The sequence below is a fragment of the Desulfosarcina sp. genome (genome assembly GCF_041551955.1).
GTDB lineage: Bacteria > Desulfobacterota > Desulfobacteria > Desulfobacterales > Desulfosarcinaceae > Desulfosarcina.
On sequence record NZ_JBFELV010000086.1, the window covers coordinates 1 to 15,048 of the forward strand.

Consider the following 15,048-nt stretch of genomic DNA (forward strand, 5'->3'; position numbering starts at 1 on the left):
GGGATGATCCTTGCGGGGGCTGTTGTGGTGGATGGCGTTGGCCACCAGCTCTTTGCCAGTGCCGCTTTCCCCCTGGATCAGAACCGTCGCCTCCGAAGGGGCCACCAGGGACAGGGTTTCGAAGAGCTCTCGCATGGAGGGGCTGCGGCCGATGATGTCCCCGAAATCGAAGCGCGCTTCCAATCGCTCCTTGAGGTTGATATTTTCTTCTTCAAGCCGGAGGTGGTGAAGGGTTTTGACCACCATCAGTTTCAGTTCATCGACGTCGATGGGTTTGGTGAGGTAATCGTGAGCCCCGGCCTTCAGCGCCCTTACGGCTGACCGCACCGAACCGTAGGCGGTCATGATGACCACCGGGGTGCCGGGACTGATCTCGTGCATCTTTTTCTGGGCGGCATCGCCGTGCAGGCGTTTCATGCGAAGGTCCATGAGCACCAGATCGAAAATCATCTTTTCCACGGCAAGACAGGCCGCGTCGCCGTCATCGGCCTCCTGCACCTGGTAGCCTTCGGCCGACAGGACGGCTTTCAGCATGGTCCGATGCGAGGCGTCGTCGTCTACAACAAGGATTCTGGCGGTCATGGGGTTGCCTTCATATTGCGCAGTGAGAGGGTGAATCGGGTGCCGCTGTTTTTTTCCGGCGGCGGACTTTCCACATTGATGGTGCCGTCGTGATTCTCGGCGATTTTACGCACCATGGCCAATCCCAGGCCGGTGCCCCGCTCGCGGGTGGTGTAAAAGGGCTCGAAAATTTTATCCTGAACATCCGGATCAATTCCCTGGCCGTTGTCCGTCACCTGGATTTCCACCCCTGCGCCTTCATCGACCGTGGACGCCCGGATGTCCACAACGCCTCCCCTTTCAATGGCGTTGATGGCATTGAGCATCAGGTTGAGCAGGGCCTGGGTGATCTGGTTAGGATCCAGGGTCATGCGCGGGATGCTGGGTTCACAAGCAATCTGGATCTCAACGCCATGCTTTTTCGCATCGGCGGAAACCAGGGAAACCACGTGATCGATGAGTTCGGGAAGCATGGTGATCTCCGGTTCCAGGGTCATGGGCCGCGAAAAATTGAGCAGGTCGGTCACGACGCGGTTGATGCGGTCGATTTCACGCACCATGACATCGGCGTATTCCCGTTCGGGCGTCTCTTCTCCGTGGCCCCGCCCCAAAAGGTAGGCGAATCCGCGTATGGAACTGAGCGGGTTGCGGATCTCGTGAGCTACGCCGGCGGCCAGCCGCCCCACCGCGGCCAGTTTTTCGGCTCGTCGCACCTGTTCCTCCAGCCGTTTGATCTGGCTCAGATCCCTGATCACGACCACCGCGCCGCTGCGGTTGCCGGCTTCATCCTGAATCGGCGTCACGGTCAGGAGCAGCGGCAGCCAATCCCCTTTGTTCCGTTGATACCGAATCTCCCGGTTCATCACGGGCACGCCCCGGTGGATCGTCCGGACGATACCGGTTTCCTGAAAGTCGAAAACCGTTTTCAGGTCGAGGGGGTTGATCGTCGTTGCCGGCAGGCCCAGCAGGAACAGCGCCTGCTGATTCGAGGTGACCACCTTTCCAGCGGTGTCGATACTCAACACGCCGTGGGCCATGCTGGCGAGCACCTGCCGGGTGTAGTCCCGGGTTTCCTGCAGGGTCCGGCTGAGCAGGTAATAGCTTCGGATCACGATAAAAAAGTAGATCACGCCGCCGCCCAACGCCAGAACGATGCCGCCCATGATCATGGCATGCTGCAGATCCGACTGCCGGGCGGCTTCATAGGCGGCCATGGTCATTCCCAGGTACACGGTGGCGCGGGAATGGAAATGCGTCTGTGATACGGCTGAGGGATCCCCGGATGAAGGCAAGGTGACGGCCGGATGGCTGCCCATGGGAGCAAAGGGTTTGGCCACCTCATAAACGTGGACGTCGCCAGCCAGGCGGCGGACCCGGGCGCGGACGTCCCCGGCCCGCTCGAAATCGGGGTGCCACAGGGCCCGGGTGCCTTCCAGGGAGGGGGTGGAGTGGTGCACCACCTCGCCGTCAGCGTTGACCAGGTAAAGGTAGATGACATCGCCGGACCTGCCGATTTCGTGGACCAGATTTCCAATGGCGTCTTTTCCGACCATCTGCATCATCATGCCGGCCCGGGCTCCGGCTTCCAGGGCATTGATCAGTGTCAACGCCTGGCGCCGGACCGTTTGCATGGCGGCGTCTCTTTCCCGGTTGAAGTTGCGGTAGGTGGAGACACTGATAAAGACCAGCAGCAGCAGAACGATAAGCAGAATGGCAAGGGCCGTCAGATAGAGATGTCGACGGGGGACAACTGTCATGGTCGAACCGTTCCTTCGTTGAAGGTGGTTGCTCGAGCCGCTAAAGCGTTCCAAAAGAATAATACGGCAACGGGGCAAGTGCAAATTTTTTGCGCACCTAACCGGCGAAGGGGGATGGGGCGGAGAAAAATACGCGCTGTAAACTACACCATTTCATGAATACGGATACGGTAAAAAATTTCACCGCTGAGCACGCAGAGGACGCAAAGAAATGCAAAGGCTTATTATTAAAAATGACCTCAGCGGTCTCGGCGGTTCATAAAAAACTCCACGGAAAATGAAGCAATAGTTGTGAATCAATCAACCAGGTGAATGGTATTCAGGATTACCGACGGCTTGCTGCCAGCATGGCTTTAAATCCTATCTCCCACAGCGCCCGCAGCGAGACGTCGGTGAATAGGGGGGCAAACAGCCCCCCCCCGCCGGACGCATGCAGCCAGCAAAAAAGCGGGTGATACAAAGGATTTCTGGAACCTGGCCAATTTGTCGACCAGCGCCCTGATAAAGGGCCGTTCTACCGGACGAGCGCGTGGGGTCGGATCCGGCATCCATCCGGATGGTGAAGCGGCCTACCAAAAATCCAGTTCAATCGGCGTTAGACCATATCGGTCAACGCATCCGCTCAATGCGGGTGATGAGATACACCTTTTCACTTTGCACCAGGTCGAATTCGACCTGGTCCCCCTCCCTGAGGTCTTTGAGCTGGGCCGGATCCTTGGTCGTGAAGGTCATCACCATTTTGGGCCAATTCAGAGATTCGATGGGGTCGTGCTCCATGGTCACCGTGCCCTTTATCGCATCTATGGTTTCGATGACCCCGACCCCGCGGTGGATCTGATCGGCGTTGCTCGTTGCAGGATTGCCCGCGACCCATGCATAGGGTAAACCGAAGGTGAATATACAAGCGATAAATGCGGCCATCCTCTTTATTTTCATAGCATGTTCCTTCCTCGCTTATAGCTAATGATTTATTATGGTTACGTTCATCCAGGCGGATTGTCGGGCGTTGGTGTTGGTTTGAACCCTTGTACGATGGGTTTAGGTGGCTCGCCAGGCAGCCTTACGGCAACGGTGCCTTCGGGGTGTTGGTACCAGCCGGGATCGGTGTAGTCGCCTGGTTTTTGCCGGTCACGGATTTTTATCATGGTGAACATGCCGCCCATCTCGATCGGGCCGAAAGGGCCTTGCCCCATCATCATGGGCAGCGTGTTTTCAGGCAGCGGCATGTGTCCAACCAAGGCATGCGCGGCGTGTTCGGCCATGCCGGTCTCACCCATGGCCATGTAGCCTGGAACCAGTTTGCGGATGCGGCGGGCGATGTCGTGGTGATCCACGCCGAGCATGTTGGCGATCTCATGTCCCATGGCGTTCATCGTGTGGTGCGACTTGTGGCAGTGCAGCGCCCAGTCACCGGGCGCGTCGGCGATGAATTCTCCGACGCGGATGTTGCCTACTGGCACCAGCATGGTCGTTTCCCGGTAGCGTGCCGACGGCGGTATCCATCCCGCATCGGTACCGGTCACTTCGAAGGCCGTACCGTGGATGTGAATGGGATGCTCGTGCATCGACAGGTTGGCCACGCGCACCCGCACCCTCTCGCCGGTGCGCGCCACCAGGGCATCGATGCCCGGAAAGACGCGGCTATTGAAGGTCCACATATTGAAATCGGTCATCACGGAAGGGTCCGGTGTGGCCGTGCCGGCATGCACGGCGAAGTTGTGCAGCATGAAACAGTAATCGCGGTCGATGCGCACCGGGTCGGGTTTGCGCGGATGCACGATGAACATACCGTACATGCCCAGCGCCATCTGCACCATTTCGTCGGCGTGGGGGTGGTACATGTAGGTTCCATTTTGGCGCAGCGTAAATTCATATGCATACGTCTCACCCGGCTTGATGTGTGGTTGGGTGAGGCCTCCAACGCCGTCCATGCCGTTGGGCAAAAAGATGCCGTGCCAGTGAATGGTCGTATGTTCGGGCAAGTGGTTGGATACCAGAATGCGGATGCGATCGCCTTCCACCGCCTCGATGGTCGGCCCAGGGGTGGAGCCATTGTAGCCCCAGCAGTTGACCACCATGCCGGGTGCAAACTCGCGTTTTACCGGTTGGGCAATCAGGTGGAACACTTTGACACCTTTCTCCATAGCCCAGGGCAGGCTCCAGCCGTTGAGGGTGACAACGGGGGCGTACCTATCGCCGGTAGACGCCGCAAGCGGTGGCTGGGTAACCGCCGAGGCCTGTTCAGCGGCAGTGGCCTTGCGGAATACCGCACTGACCGCACCGCCAGCGAGCATCAATGCGCCGGTTTTCAGTATTTGTCTGCGGGTTAGCATGGTTGATTGACTCCATGGGAAAGTGTTGCAAGGTTCACCGTGCCGGTTGCCCATCGACCGGAAGCGCCGCTCCGATAGCCCGCTCGAGATCGGTCCAGGCAATCCAGAAATCGCGCCAGGTGCCAATGTAGTCGCGCACCGCACTGATTTGGGATGCTTTGGCATCGAGCAGTTCATACACATCCACCAGCATACCGTTATATAGCTTGAGTGTTTCGTCCAACACGCGATCGGCCAGCGGTAAAATCGCTTCACGAAAATGGGTCAGCCGGTCATGGGCCGCGTTCAACCGCGTATCGGCTTCGCGCACCTGTGCCCGAAGGTCAATGGCCATTTGCGCATATTGGTTTTCAACCGCCAATAGCTCGGCTTCTAGCCTGGCCATGCGGCCCTGGCTGCGATTAAAAATTGGCAAACCAATCACCAGGTCGGGGCCACGCGTGTAATTACCGTCCACGTCACGTTCCACCGTAAAGCCCAATCCGAAGAGGGATAACCAACGCAACTGTCGGGCATAACCCAGCATCATGTGCGCTACTTGCACTTGGGACTGCCGCGCCGCCAGATCCAGGCGCGTGGTCATGGCTTGACGTTCAAGATCGGCGACGGCCGGAAGCCCTGAGGGCGGTTCTGGTAGCGTTGGCGGGAGCTGCCATGCCGTCATCGGCCCCCACAGTCCAAGCAGTCGATTGATCTTTTCACGATCCGAGGCGTAGCTTGATTCCGCTCGTGCGGCTTCCAGGGCCGCCTGGGCAAAAAAGGATTGATGCAGGGATTGTGCTCGCAAACTCAGGTTGCCGGCGGCATATTGTCTGCGTGCCAGCTCGGCAGCCGCACCGGTTGCGTCAAGGACCTGGTCGTAAAGCACCAACATCTGCCGGTCAGCCAACAGGGCATAATAGTTTTGCTTGACCTCGGCAGCCAGGTCGAGAACGGCCTGGGCCACCTCCAGTCGGGCGCGTTCCAGCTCGCCGGCGGCAAGATGTTTACGCGCCGAAAGGGTGAACACATCCAGGAAATCCATAAAGAGCGAATACTCGATCTGCGTCCCGGCCGTGCCATCCAGAATCGATATGCCGAACACCGGGTTGTCAAGCAACCCGGCCTGCACCAGGTCGGCACGGGCTACTTCGGCCCGGCTCAGCACCGCGCGCAACTCACGATTATTCAGCATGGCGATAGCTACTGCTTCTTCGACCGTGAGCGTATCGTCAAGCATCCGGCGTACCTTGTCCTGAACTCGCTGTTCCTCAAGTGTTTCCACAGGCCAGTCGACCGGTTGGGACATGCGTTGAGCAACCGTTCGGGTAACCTGATCCTGAACGTCTTCCCTGGAAACAGCGGTGCAGGCCGTCAGCACCAACAGCAAAGCAACAGCAACCGCGCGAAGGAATGGGTCAACATTATTCATGGCTTGACATCCTGGTCGCCGTGATCGTGATGGCTATCCTTCTTGTTCCCCTTATCGGACTCGCTGTCGGATTTGGGGGTATCGGATTGTGACGGATTGGCTGTTTCCACCGCTGCGGAAGCTTCACGATATCGCTTCAAGGCGGTGGGGCTTGTTCTGGTGCCGTCCTGGGCACCCGGGGCGGCTGGATGGTGCGCCGGTGGCACCCATACGGGCACCGCACAAGCAGCAAGCAGCAGGACGATAGCGGCTAAGTGTAGAATCGTTTTTGGTCTGGACATAGGCGCCTCTCAGCTTGTTACGGATGGGGTACCCACAACGGACCGTTTTTCGCACACAAGGATAAGCAGGTTTCAGGTAATTCAAAGACCGTTTAAAAAAATCACGTTTTATATTGGCACCCGTTTCAATCTGAGCGAATTGCCAATCACGGAAACGGAGCTGACGCTCATCGCTGCCGCAGCTATCATGGGCGATAAAAGCAATCCAAAAAATGGATACAACACGCCTGCGGCAATCGGGACACCCGCCGTGTTATAGACGAAGGCGAAAAATAGATTCTGTCTGATATTACGCATGGTGGCCCGGCTCAATCGCCTGGCCCGGACGATACCGCGCAAATCGCCTTTGACCAACGTCACACCGGCACTTTCTATGGCCACATCGGTACCTGTGCCCATGGCTATACCGACTTGGGCCTGAGCCAGTGCAGGGGCATCGTTAACACCGTCACCGGCCATGGCGACGATATGGCCATCTGCTTGAAGCTGCTTGACCCAGTCTGCTTTTTGTTCAGGCAATACGTCGGCATGGACCTGGTCGATCTCCAGCTTGTCAGCAACGGCTTTCGCGGTCGTACGGCTGTCACCGGTGAGCATCACGATGTTGATACCTTCGGCATGCAGATCGCGAATGGCTTCGGCGGTTGACGCTTTGATGGGGTCGGCCACCCCGATTAAACCCGCTGCCCTATGATCAATGGCAATCAACATGACCGTCTGGCCCTGGCCGCGTTGTCTGTCCGCTTGCAGCGCCAGGTCGCCCACGTTGATATCCAGGCTTTCCAACAGTTGCAGGTTGCCTGCCGCCACCGCCGATCCATCGACTTCACCCGTAACACCTTTGCCGGTAATGGACTGAAAGTTTGTGGCCTTTAACAGTTCAATGCCTCTATCTTCCGCACCACGCACAATCGCTTCGGCCAAAGGATGTTCGCTGGCCCGTTCGAGGCTGGCGGCCAGGCGCAATATTTTATCCTCTGAAAATCCTTCTTCTGCGTGCACTGCGACCAGTTTTGGTTTGCCTTCGGTCAGGGTACCGGTCTTGTCCACAACCAGCGTATCGACTTTTTCCATACCCTCAAGGGCCTCAGCATTCTTGATTAAAACGCCGGCCATCGCCCCGCGCCCCGTTCCCACCATGATCGAAATGGGAGTAGCCAGGCCAAGCGCGCACGGGCAGGCGATGATGAGTACGGCAACGGCATTGACAACCGCGTGTGCCAGGCGCGGCTCCGGTCCCCAGACCCACCAGGCGGTAAATGCGGTCACGGCAACGCCTACCACGGCAGGCACGAAATAACCGGCCACGACATCCGCCAATTTTTGAATGGGCGCCCGCGAGCGCTGCGCTTCGGCAACCATATTTACAATTTGGGCCAGCAATGTATCCGAACCGACTTTTTCCGCCTGCATCAACAAACTTCCCGTTGCATTTACCGTCGCGCCGAAAAGTTTCTCGCCGGCAAACTTGGCCACCGGGATGGGCTCACCCGTGACCATGGACTCGTCTACGTTGCTTTCGCCATCGGTGACCGTTCCATCTACCGGTACTTTCTCGCCGGGACGGATCCGCAAGGTGTCGCCGGGCTGCACCTGGTCCAGCGGGATATCCTCTTCCGACCCGTCGTCTCTCAAAATGCGTGCTGTTTTCGGAGCAAGTCCGAGAAGCATCTTAATGGCCGCATTGGTATGTGAGCGGGCACGCAGTTCCAGTACCTGCCCCAGAAGCACTAGGGTGGTGATCACGGCTGCCGCCTCGAAGTAGACAGCTACCAAGCCGTCTTCCATCTGCATAACGGGTGGGAAAACCTGCGGAAATAACAAGGCCGCTACGCTGTATAGCCAAGCCACTGAAACGCCTAAAGCGATCAAGGTGAACATGTTGAGATTCCAGGTCTGGACGGATTGCCAGCCGCGAACAAAAAAGGGCCACCCGCCCCACAAGACAACCGGTGTTGCCAAGGTAAATTCAATCCATTGGACCGCTTGCATCGACAGCCAGTCCGGTAACCATCCAGGCATCATGTCCGCAATCATGGCCAGGAAAAATACCGGCAGCGCCAGCACGGTGCAGACCCAGAAGCGACGGCTCATGTCGATGAGCTCTTCATTTTTCTCTTCAACGCTGAAGGTGATTGGTTCCAGCGCCATCCCGCACTTGGGGCAAGTACCCGGACCCTGTTGTCGAATTTCAGGATGCATGGGGCATGTGTAGGTTGATGTCTCACTTTGTGTTTCAAGAGATGGCGAGGTCTTCTTGTTCAGGTACTGTTCCGGCTGTTCTTTGAATTTGTGCATGCAGTGTTGGCTGCAGAAATAATAATGCTCGCCCGCGTGATGGTAAGTGAATTCGGAGTCACTTGATACCGTCATGTTACAGACGGGATCCTTGCGCCGATTACTTTCTGTATTTGGTGTTGTACACATAGTACCATCTCCATTCTTGGCTGGCTGACCCACCCGACTAAAAGACACTGCATTTGAACCGCGATGCGGCTTGCTGCGGGCTTGTTGATCAGACGCGCTCATCTTGGCAGCGTTTATTGCCCGGGCTTAAACCACATCTCCCACAGCGCCCGCAGCGATACATAGGCAAATACCACGGCAAACAGGCCTCCACCGGGCACGTGCAGCCAGAAAAAGGCAGGCGATATAAAGGCTTTCAGCCACATGGCCAGGATGTCGATCAGCACCCCGATAAAAGGCAGCACCACCAGCCAGCTGCGCAGGGCGGAACCGGCGTCCAGCCAGATGGTGATGGCCCCCACGAAGATGAAAATCATGCTCATGCCGAACAAGTGGATGTGGGTCCATTTCAGGGTCCAGACAAATTGTTCCTGCTGGTAAAACGGTTTGGCCGGTTTTGTTTCAACGGCCGCCAAGTCGGCAAACAGGTCACCCCGGTCGGTTCCGGACGGGGTTGGGGCGTTGTGGTTCATGCCGGCATGACGGTCACCTGACGGTGATCCCGTGTACTCCTTTACGGATTTTGAGTAAAAGGTCGGAATAATGTCATGGATGATGATTTGACCCAGTGCGCCCAGCATGCCGATAGCCATAACCACGATGATGCAGGTGGCCAGGGCCTTGGCGGGAGTGGGCATCCGTGCCAGCGTCATCCATTGGGCCTGCTGCCGGTCTATGGGATTTGATTCCATGCCTGCATCTCCTTATTCCCCTGAAAAATTCGATCCCGAATACTCCCCCTGACGATCGAAGTAAAAATAGACGCTCTCCGGATCACCGCCTGACCGTTTGAACTGGACCACGGTTTCGCGGTTGTTTTCAGTGCTGCGGACGGATACGTGGATGGATGACAGGCCGGTTTCCCACGCTTCGGGCAATTTTCCGGAGACGATCAGGCGATCGAAAAGCTGGGTTGCCTTCTGGACGGCCTCGAGTGCAGAGAACGGGTTTTCAGTGTGGGTTTTTCCGCCATGGCTGTAGGCACCACCGGGACCCGAAATGATCAGCCCCGCAGCGATCAATACGGCGATCAGCATCGGCCGCAGGTTCAGGTTTCTATTCGCTTTGATCATGGTCGTCTCCCCTATGGTTTCTGTTTCTTCCCGTAATCATTCAATATCCATACCACGCCGTCATTTGCGGGTCTAGGATGCGTGGGTGATTTCGGGTTAACCGTGCGGAATTGGTCGAATCTTTCGTTAGCATGCCGCTTCGTTTTATCTCTGCATGCGGGGTTAAGGGTGGCATGGTTTGCTGATAACTATTTACGCACTTTTCATTTCGCACGCGCCATTATGCGTAAAATTTACGCACTTATCTCCCTTTTAATCTCACCCAAAAGTTTAATCCTATTGATAACAGTATGTTGAGATTCTGGCACGGCTATTGATTGTACCTATCAAGAGTGGCGAGGCGGCACCGCTCGCTCGTTTTCAATCAACGCCAGGAGAATTTTATGGATCACCTGTTATCCCGAAGCCCTTTCCAGCCGGCAGCCACAGGGTATCTGTGGTTGTTTTTCAGAAGCGCCCTCGTCCTGCTGCTGGTGATCACGCAGTTGATAGCCGCAATCGCAATGGCCGGTGATCTAGACCGTCCAACCGCCGGCCAAGTTCCGTTCCAAAACGATACCATCCGATTGGCCGATCTTGTCGAGCAGGCGTATTCCAACAATCCGTCAATCCAGCAGGCGCGCGAGGCGTGGCGGGCGGCAGTGGAAAACTATCGGGTCACGACGGGCTACCCGGACCCCCAGTTGATGGTCACCTGGTTTCCCGAACCCATCGAGACCCGACTGGGGCCTCAGGATTGGAATGCCCAGATTTCCCAGATGATCCCCTTTCCCGGGAAGCTTTCAAAAGCAGGCGAACTGGTGGCCGCCGACGCTCGCATCGCTCGCCTCAAACTGGACATGGCGGTCAAGGAGACACTCCTGGCGGTCCGGGAGTCCTTTTTCGAACTGGGGTACATCCGACAGGCCAAAACGATCACCGAACACAACGCCCGCCTGCTGGACCACCTTCGAAGGATCAGCGAAACCGCTCACGCCGACAACCGGGCCACCCTCACCGATGTAATCAAGGCCCAGTCCCAATCCGGACAACTCCAATATGACGCCCTGTTGCTGGAGGAGTTGGAGCAGACAGAGGTGGTTCGTCTCAACGGGCTGTTGAACCGACCTCCCGAATCGGCCGTGGGCCGGCTGGAGGCGCCGGTTCTATCACCGCTGTCCACTGACGTGGAAACCATCTATGGGTTGGCTGAAGCCAATCAGGAGGAGATCCTCATGGCCCAGGTGGGTGTCGATAAAGGTGACACCAAAGTCTCCCTGGCACGATTCCAAAATATGCCGGACTTTAAGGTCGGGCTGTTCTACGCCGGTATCGGCGAGCCAGATGTACCTGTCCAGCCGCAGGATGCCGGACGGGACGCCATCGGCTTGCAGGCGGGCATCTCCATCCCGCTGTGGTTCGGCACGAACAACAGTCGTGTGAACAAGGCCATGGCCGAAAAGTCCATGGCCCGAGCGGAAAAAGTAGTACGTGTCAACGCCGTCCGAACTAAGATCCGTACCCTCTTTTTCAAGGCCCGCAATGCTCAGCGGATAGTAACCCTCTATGAAACAAGCCTGGTTCCCCAGGCGGCCCGGTCCATGGAAATCGCGGAAGTCTGGTACCGGGAGGGAGAATCCTCGTTTACCGATTTCATCGAAACCCAGTCGGTCTGGTACAATTTTCAACTGGCCCTGGCCCGCGCCAAGGCAGACTATGGCATCAACCTGGCGCGGCTTGAACGCATGGCGGGCACGCACCTGACCGGTGAGGTGAAAATTCTCACGCAACCTGCCGGAAAGGAGCAGCCATGAAGATCCTGCAGATGGTTCTCACCGGAATGGCACTGATCTGGGCAATCGGCCTGGCAGCCTGCGGATATCGGGATCTGAAACAGGACATGGATGCCTATGCGCCGCCAGCCATGATGCAGCAGGCGCAGGCGCCCGTAACGCCGATCACCAGTGAATCGGACGCCTTCGAAACCGAAACGGCAACCATCGAAAGGTTGCGGGATCGTTGGGAGAAGGCAATGGATGAGACGGCATTGTCAGTTGGGGGGACTGATGTCCAACCCGCTGTGATCGAGGCCGCCACCGATGACGCTATTTCCTTGAATCTGTTGACCTCCCCCTTTTCCCTGCAGACGGTCCAGTCCCTGATTCTGTTGCGCAATCCTTCCGTAAAAGGTGCTCAGGACCGCTTCAAGGCCGCCCTGGAAGGATTTGATCAGGTGACTCAACTGGACGACATCCTGCGTCAGTACTCGGCATTCACGGAAAGCGTGATGGCCGGGGTAGGGCCCATGCGAGGTGCTGACAATATTCAGATGAAATTTCCTTTTCCCGGTGTAACCGCTTTGAAGGGCCAGGTGGCGGAAAAGAATGTGGAAGCTGAAAAACAGACCCTGGACTTAATCCGCCGCGACATCATGGCCCAGGGCACCAAGGCATACTGGAATCTGCTTTACATTCACCGGGCGCATCGGATCACCCGGGACACCCTCGATCGCCTGAACCAACTGGAGTCGGTGGCCACCACCCGTTACGGTGCCGGCAAAACCAGCTACCAGGATGTGGTCAAGATACGTATCGGCCGTGAAAAACTTCAGGAGCAACTGGCCACCTTGAAGGAGCAGCGGGTTAACCTGGAAAGCGAACTGCTGGCACTGATGGACCTGAGGCCGGGGAATGCTATGGGTTGGCCTGACACCCCCACTCCCCCCATGTCGATTCCACAACTGGACCCCCTCTATGCGTTGGCGTTGGAAAAACGCCAAGAGCTGAATCGCATGCGAGCCATGGTGGGCAAGATGGAGCGGATGGTGGAGATGGCTGAAACCATGATTCAACCGGCCTTTTCCCAGAACTATTCGCTCTTCCCTGACGAGGCCGTTGTCCAGGTGGGCAGCGACGCAATGAAACCGACCTTTGCTGCAACGGTGTCACCCACGCGGGGCAAGGGCTTGCCCAAGAATGCATGGTTCGGTACCCAGGATACCTACCTCCGTGAAACCCGAAAAAAGCTCGACGCCCTGCGAGCCGATCTCGCGGATGCCGAGGCACGCACCCGGCTGATGGTGCGAACCGCCTGGTTCGATCTGGACAGGGCCCGGCGAGAGCGGTCTCTGTACAAGAACCGGCTGCTGGAATTGTCCCGGACATCCCTGGACGTATCCACCCGGGCGTATGAATCGGGCAGTGTCTCGTTTGCCGATGTGATCAGCTCCTACACCGGCTGGCTGGATGTCAACCTGGCCGGTGAGAGGCGCAACAGCGACCTGGGGGTTGCATGGGCTGAGTTGGAGCGCCGGGTGGGCGTCTCGTTGCCATGACTCGTCAACCCCCCTCACCCCGGCCCTCTCCCCTCAATGGGAGAGGGAGGTGATGTCATGTCGCTCGATTTCATCGATCAATGAGGGTCGTGTCAACGTCCCCTCGCCCCTTTGGGGAGAGGGACAGGGTGAGGGGGCTTTTTACCAGATTATCGTGAAGTTTAAATCAAGAAAGGATAACCACCCATGTTTGCCAAACCGATCATCATCGCCTTTGCGGCAGCGGTTATCGGAGTTGCCCTGAACGCGCCTGCAACGCTGATCCAGGACCGGACGTCTCTTCCCAGCTTCCTGCTGCAGGCAACCGCCCACGCCGAAGAAGCGCTCAAGGCCGGCATGGTGGACCCCAAGACTGGCAAGAAGATCAAATACTGGGCGGCGCCCATGGATCCCACCTACATCCGCAACGAGCCGGGCAAGTCGCCCATGGGCATGGACCTGGTGCCGGTTTACGAGGAAGCAGGAGAGGAGAAGGATCCTAGTTCCACCATCCGCATCGATCCCGTAACCCAGCAGAACATGGGTGTGCGGCTGGGTCGCGTAGAGAAGAAAAGCATCTCCAAAACGATCCGCACCTTCGGGACCATCACCACCGATGAAACCGGACTCTATTCGGTAAACGTCAAGTTCAACGGGTGGATCGAAACGCTCTACGTGGATTTTGTGGGGGAACGGGTGGAAAAAGGCCAGCCGCTGTTTGATATCTACAGCCCGGATCTGCTCACCGCCCAGCAGGAATACCTCATCGCCCTTCAGCAGCAAAAGGGGCTTAACGGTGGTTCCCGCAAGAAAGACAGCCGGCTGCTGGATGCCTCGCGCACCCGCCTGGCCTACTGGGACCTCACCGACGAACAGATTGCCCATTTGGAGGCTGCCGGAGAGATCCAGAAAACGATCACCATATTCTCGCCGGCCTCCGGCGTTATCATCGTGAAAAACGCCCTTAAAGGGCATTACGTCAAAGCCGGTGAACACCAGTACGAAATTGCCGACCTCTCCACCGTGTGGGTGGATGTTGACATCTACGAGTACGAACTGCCCTGGGTCCACCAGGGCATGCCCGCCGAAATGGATCTGGCCTACATTCCCGGGAAACGGTACTCAGGCGAAGTGCTCTTCATCTACCCCTACCTGGATCCCAAGACACGCACGGCCCGGCTGCGGCTCTCTTTTCCCAATCCGGACGACAACCTCAAGCCGGGGATGTACGCCAATGTCTACCTGAAGAACACTCTGCCCGGCGAGCGGCTGGTGGTGCCCCAGGAGGCGGTGATCGACAGCGGTGTGCGCAAACGGGTCTTCGTATCCAGAGGCAAGGGCAAATTCGAGCCCCGGGAGGTTACCCTGGGGGTCGAAGGCAACGATTATACATTCGAAGTGATCGACGGTCTTGAAGCGGGCGATGAAATCGTGCTCTCCGGCCAGTTCATGTTCGATTCCGAAAGTCGACTGAAGGAAGCCATCGCCAAGATGCTCGAGGTGCGAAGCAAGGGCTCAGGCGGCGATGCCGACCAATTGGATATGGACGAGCTGAACATGGACGACATGACCATGGAAGATGACGACCTGGATATGGAAGGCCTGACCATGGATTCAGATGGCTCAGGTGCCGCGCCAGCTCCTGACGAGGAAACCAAGCCATGATCGCGAAAATCATCGACCTGTCCATCAAAAACAAGTTCCTGGTGATCCTGGCGACCTTGTTTGTGATCGCCGCCGGAATATATGCCATCGCCCGCACACCCCTGGACGCGATTCCAGACCTGTCCGACGTGCAGGTGATCATCTTTACCGAATACCCCGGCCAGGCACCGCAGGTGGTGGAGGACCAGGTCACCTACCCGCTGACCACC

The 15,048-nt window shown here is 57.4% G+C and carries 13 protein-coding genes; 4 read left to right on the top strand and 9 right to left on the bottom strand.

Going from position 1 to position 15,048, the window contains the following annotated elements; genetic code table 11:
• From ABYV26_RS08900 to ABYV26_RS08940, 9 genes are all read right to left on the bottom strand, one after another.
• A partial coding sequence (locus tag ABYV26_RS08900) for a sigma-54-dependent transcriptional regulator (RefSeq protein ID WP_372680179.1) occupies nt 1-582 on the bottom strand: 582 nt, incomplete at its 3' end.
• Nucleotides 579-2,318, bottom strand: coding sequence for a nitrogen regulation protein NR(II) (locus tag ABYV26_RS08905; RefSeq protein ID WP_372680181.1), 1,740 nt, complete (start codon nt 2,316-2,318; stop codon nt 579-581). The genes ABYV26_RS08905 and ABYV26_RS08900, both read right to left, overlap by 4 nt.
• 609 nt (nt 2,319-2,927) lie before the next feature.
• The gene (locus tag ABYV26_RS08910; protein WP_372680183.1) at nt 2,928-3,254 is read right to left on the bottom strand and encodes a copper-binding protein; all 327 of its coding nucleotides are present in this window, start codon (nt 3,252-3,254) and stop codon (nt 2,928-2,930) included.
• 47 nt (nt 3,255-3,301) lie between these two features.
• Nucleotides 3,302-4,651, bottom strand: a complete 1,350-nt coding sequence (locus ABYV26_RS08915) for a multicopper oxidase domain-containing protein (RefSeq protein WP_372680185.1) — start codon at nt 4,649-4,651, stop codon at nt 3,302-3,304.
• 34 nt (nt 4,652-4,685) lie between these two features.
• Nucleotides 4,686-6,062, bottom strand: a complete 1,377-nt coding sequence (locus ABYV26_RS08920) for a TolC family protein (RefSeq protein ID WP_372680187.1) — start codon at nt 6,060-6,062, stop codon at nt 4,686-4,688.
• Nucleotides 6,059-6,343, bottom strand: coding sequence for a hypothetical protein (locus ABYV26_RS08925; protein ID WP_372680189.1), 285 nt, complete (start codon nt 6,341-6,343; stop codon nt 6,059-6,061). The genes ABYV26_RS08920 and ABYV26_RS08925 overlap by 4 nt, the downstream gene beginning before the upstream one ends.
• Before the next feature lie 108 nt (nt 6,344-6,451).
• Complete coding sequence (locus ABYV26_RS08930) at nt 6,452-8,872, bottom strand: heavy metal translocating P-type ATPase (RefSeq protein ID WP_372680190.1); 2,421 nt, start codon at nt 8,870-8,872, stop codon at nt 6,452-6,454.
• 11 nt (nt 8,873-8,883) lie between these two features.
• Nucleotides 8,884-9,501 carry a hypothetical protein gene (locus tag ABYV26_RS08935; protein ID WP_372680191.1) on the bottom strand — a complete coding sequence of 206 codons (618 nt, stop codon included), beginning with the start codon at nt 9,499-9,501 and terminating at the stop codon, nt 8,884-8,886.
• A gap of 12 nt (nt 9,502-9,513) precedes the next feature.
• Nucleotides 9,514-9,882 (bottom strand): DUF6488 family protein, encoded by a 369-nt coding sequence (locus ABYV26_RS08940; RefSeq protein ID WP_372680193.1) that lies wholly within the window; start codon nt 9,880-9,882, stop codon nt 9,514-9,516.
• A gap of 383 nt (nt 9,883-10,265) precedes the next feature.
• Here ABYV26_RS08940 and ABYV26_RS08945 point away from each other — a divergent pair, with 383 nt between their 5' ends.
• The 4 genes from ABYV26_RS08945 to ABYV26_RS08960 form a co-directional block, all read left to right on the top strand.
• Complete coding sequence (locus ABYV26_RS08945; protein WP_372680195.1) at nt 10,266-11,675, top strand: TolC family protein; 1,410 nt, start codon at nt 10,266-10,268, stop codon at nt 11,673-11,675.
• Complete coding sequence (locus ABYV26_RS08950; protein WP_372680197.1) at nt 11,672-13,195, top strand: TolC family protein; 1,524 nt, start codon at nt 11,672-11,674, stop codon at nt 13,193-13,195. The genes ABYV26_RS08945 and ABYV26_RS08950 overlap by 4 nt, the downstream gene beginning before the upstream one ends.
• A 186-nt stretch (nt 13,196-13,381) precedes the next feature.
• On the top strand, nt 13,382-14,839 hold the full coding sequence (locus tag ABYV26_RS08955; protein WP_372680199.1) for an efflux RND transporter periplasmic adaptor subunit: 1,458 nt from the start codon (nt 13,382-13,384) through the stop codon (nt 14,837-14,839).
• Nucleotides 14,836-15,048: efflux RND transporter permease subunit (locus ABYV26_RS08960; RefSeq protein WP_372680201.1), on the top strand; the 213-nt coding region annotated here is incomplete at its 3' end. The genes ABYV26_RS08955 and ABYV26_RS08960, both read left to right, overlap by 4 nt.

Excerpts from the sequence above, each read along its gene's own strand:
- ABYV26_RS08910 (WP_372680183.1), bottom strand. The coding sequence starts at position 3,254 with ATGAAAATAAAGAGGATGGCCGCATTTATCGCTTGTATATTCACCTTC.
- ABYV26_RS08945 (WP_372680195.1), top strand. The coding sequence starts at position 10,266 with ATGGATCACCTGTTATCCCGAAGCCCTTTCCAGCCGGCAGCCACAGGG.
- ABYV26_RS08925 (WP_372680189.1), bottom strand. The coding sequence starts at position 6,343 with ATGTCCAGACCAAAAACGATTCTACACTTAGCCGCTATCGTCCTGCTG.
- ABYV26_RS08930 (WP_372680190.1), bottom strand. The coding sequence starts at position 8,872 with ATGAGCGCGTCTGATCAACAAGCCCGCAGCAAGCCGCATCGCGGTTCA.
- ABYV26_RS08920 (WP_372680187.1), bottom strand. The coding sequence starts at position 6,062 with ATGAATAATGTTGACCCATTCCTTCGCGCGGTTGCTGTTGCTTTGCTG.
- ABYV26_RS08935 (WP_372680191.1), bottom strand. The coding sequence starts at position 9,501 with ATGGAATCAAATCCCATAGACCGGCAGCAGGCCCAATGGATGACGCTG.
- ABYV26_RS08940 (WP_372680193.1), bottom strand. The coding sequence starts at position 9,882 with ATGATCAAAGCGAATAGAAACCTGAACCTGCGGCCGATGCTGATCGCC.
- ABYV26_RS08955 (WP_372680199.1), top strand. The coding sequence starts at position 13,382 with ATGTTTGCCAAACCGATCATCATCGCCTTTGCGGCAGCGGTTATCGGA.
- ABYV26_RS08950 (WP_372680197.1), top strand. The coding sequence starts at position 11,672 with ATGAAGATCCTGCAGATGGTTCTCACCGGAATGGCACTGATCTGGGCA.
- ABYV26_RS08905 (WP_372680181.1), bottom strand. The coding sequence starts at position 2,318 with ATGACAGTTGTCCCCCGTCGACATCTCTATCTGACGGCCCTTGCCATT.
- ABYV26_RS08915 (WP_372680185.1), bottom strand. The coding sequence starts at position 4,651 with ATGCTAACCCGCAGACAAATACTGAAAACCGGCGCATTGATGCTCGCT.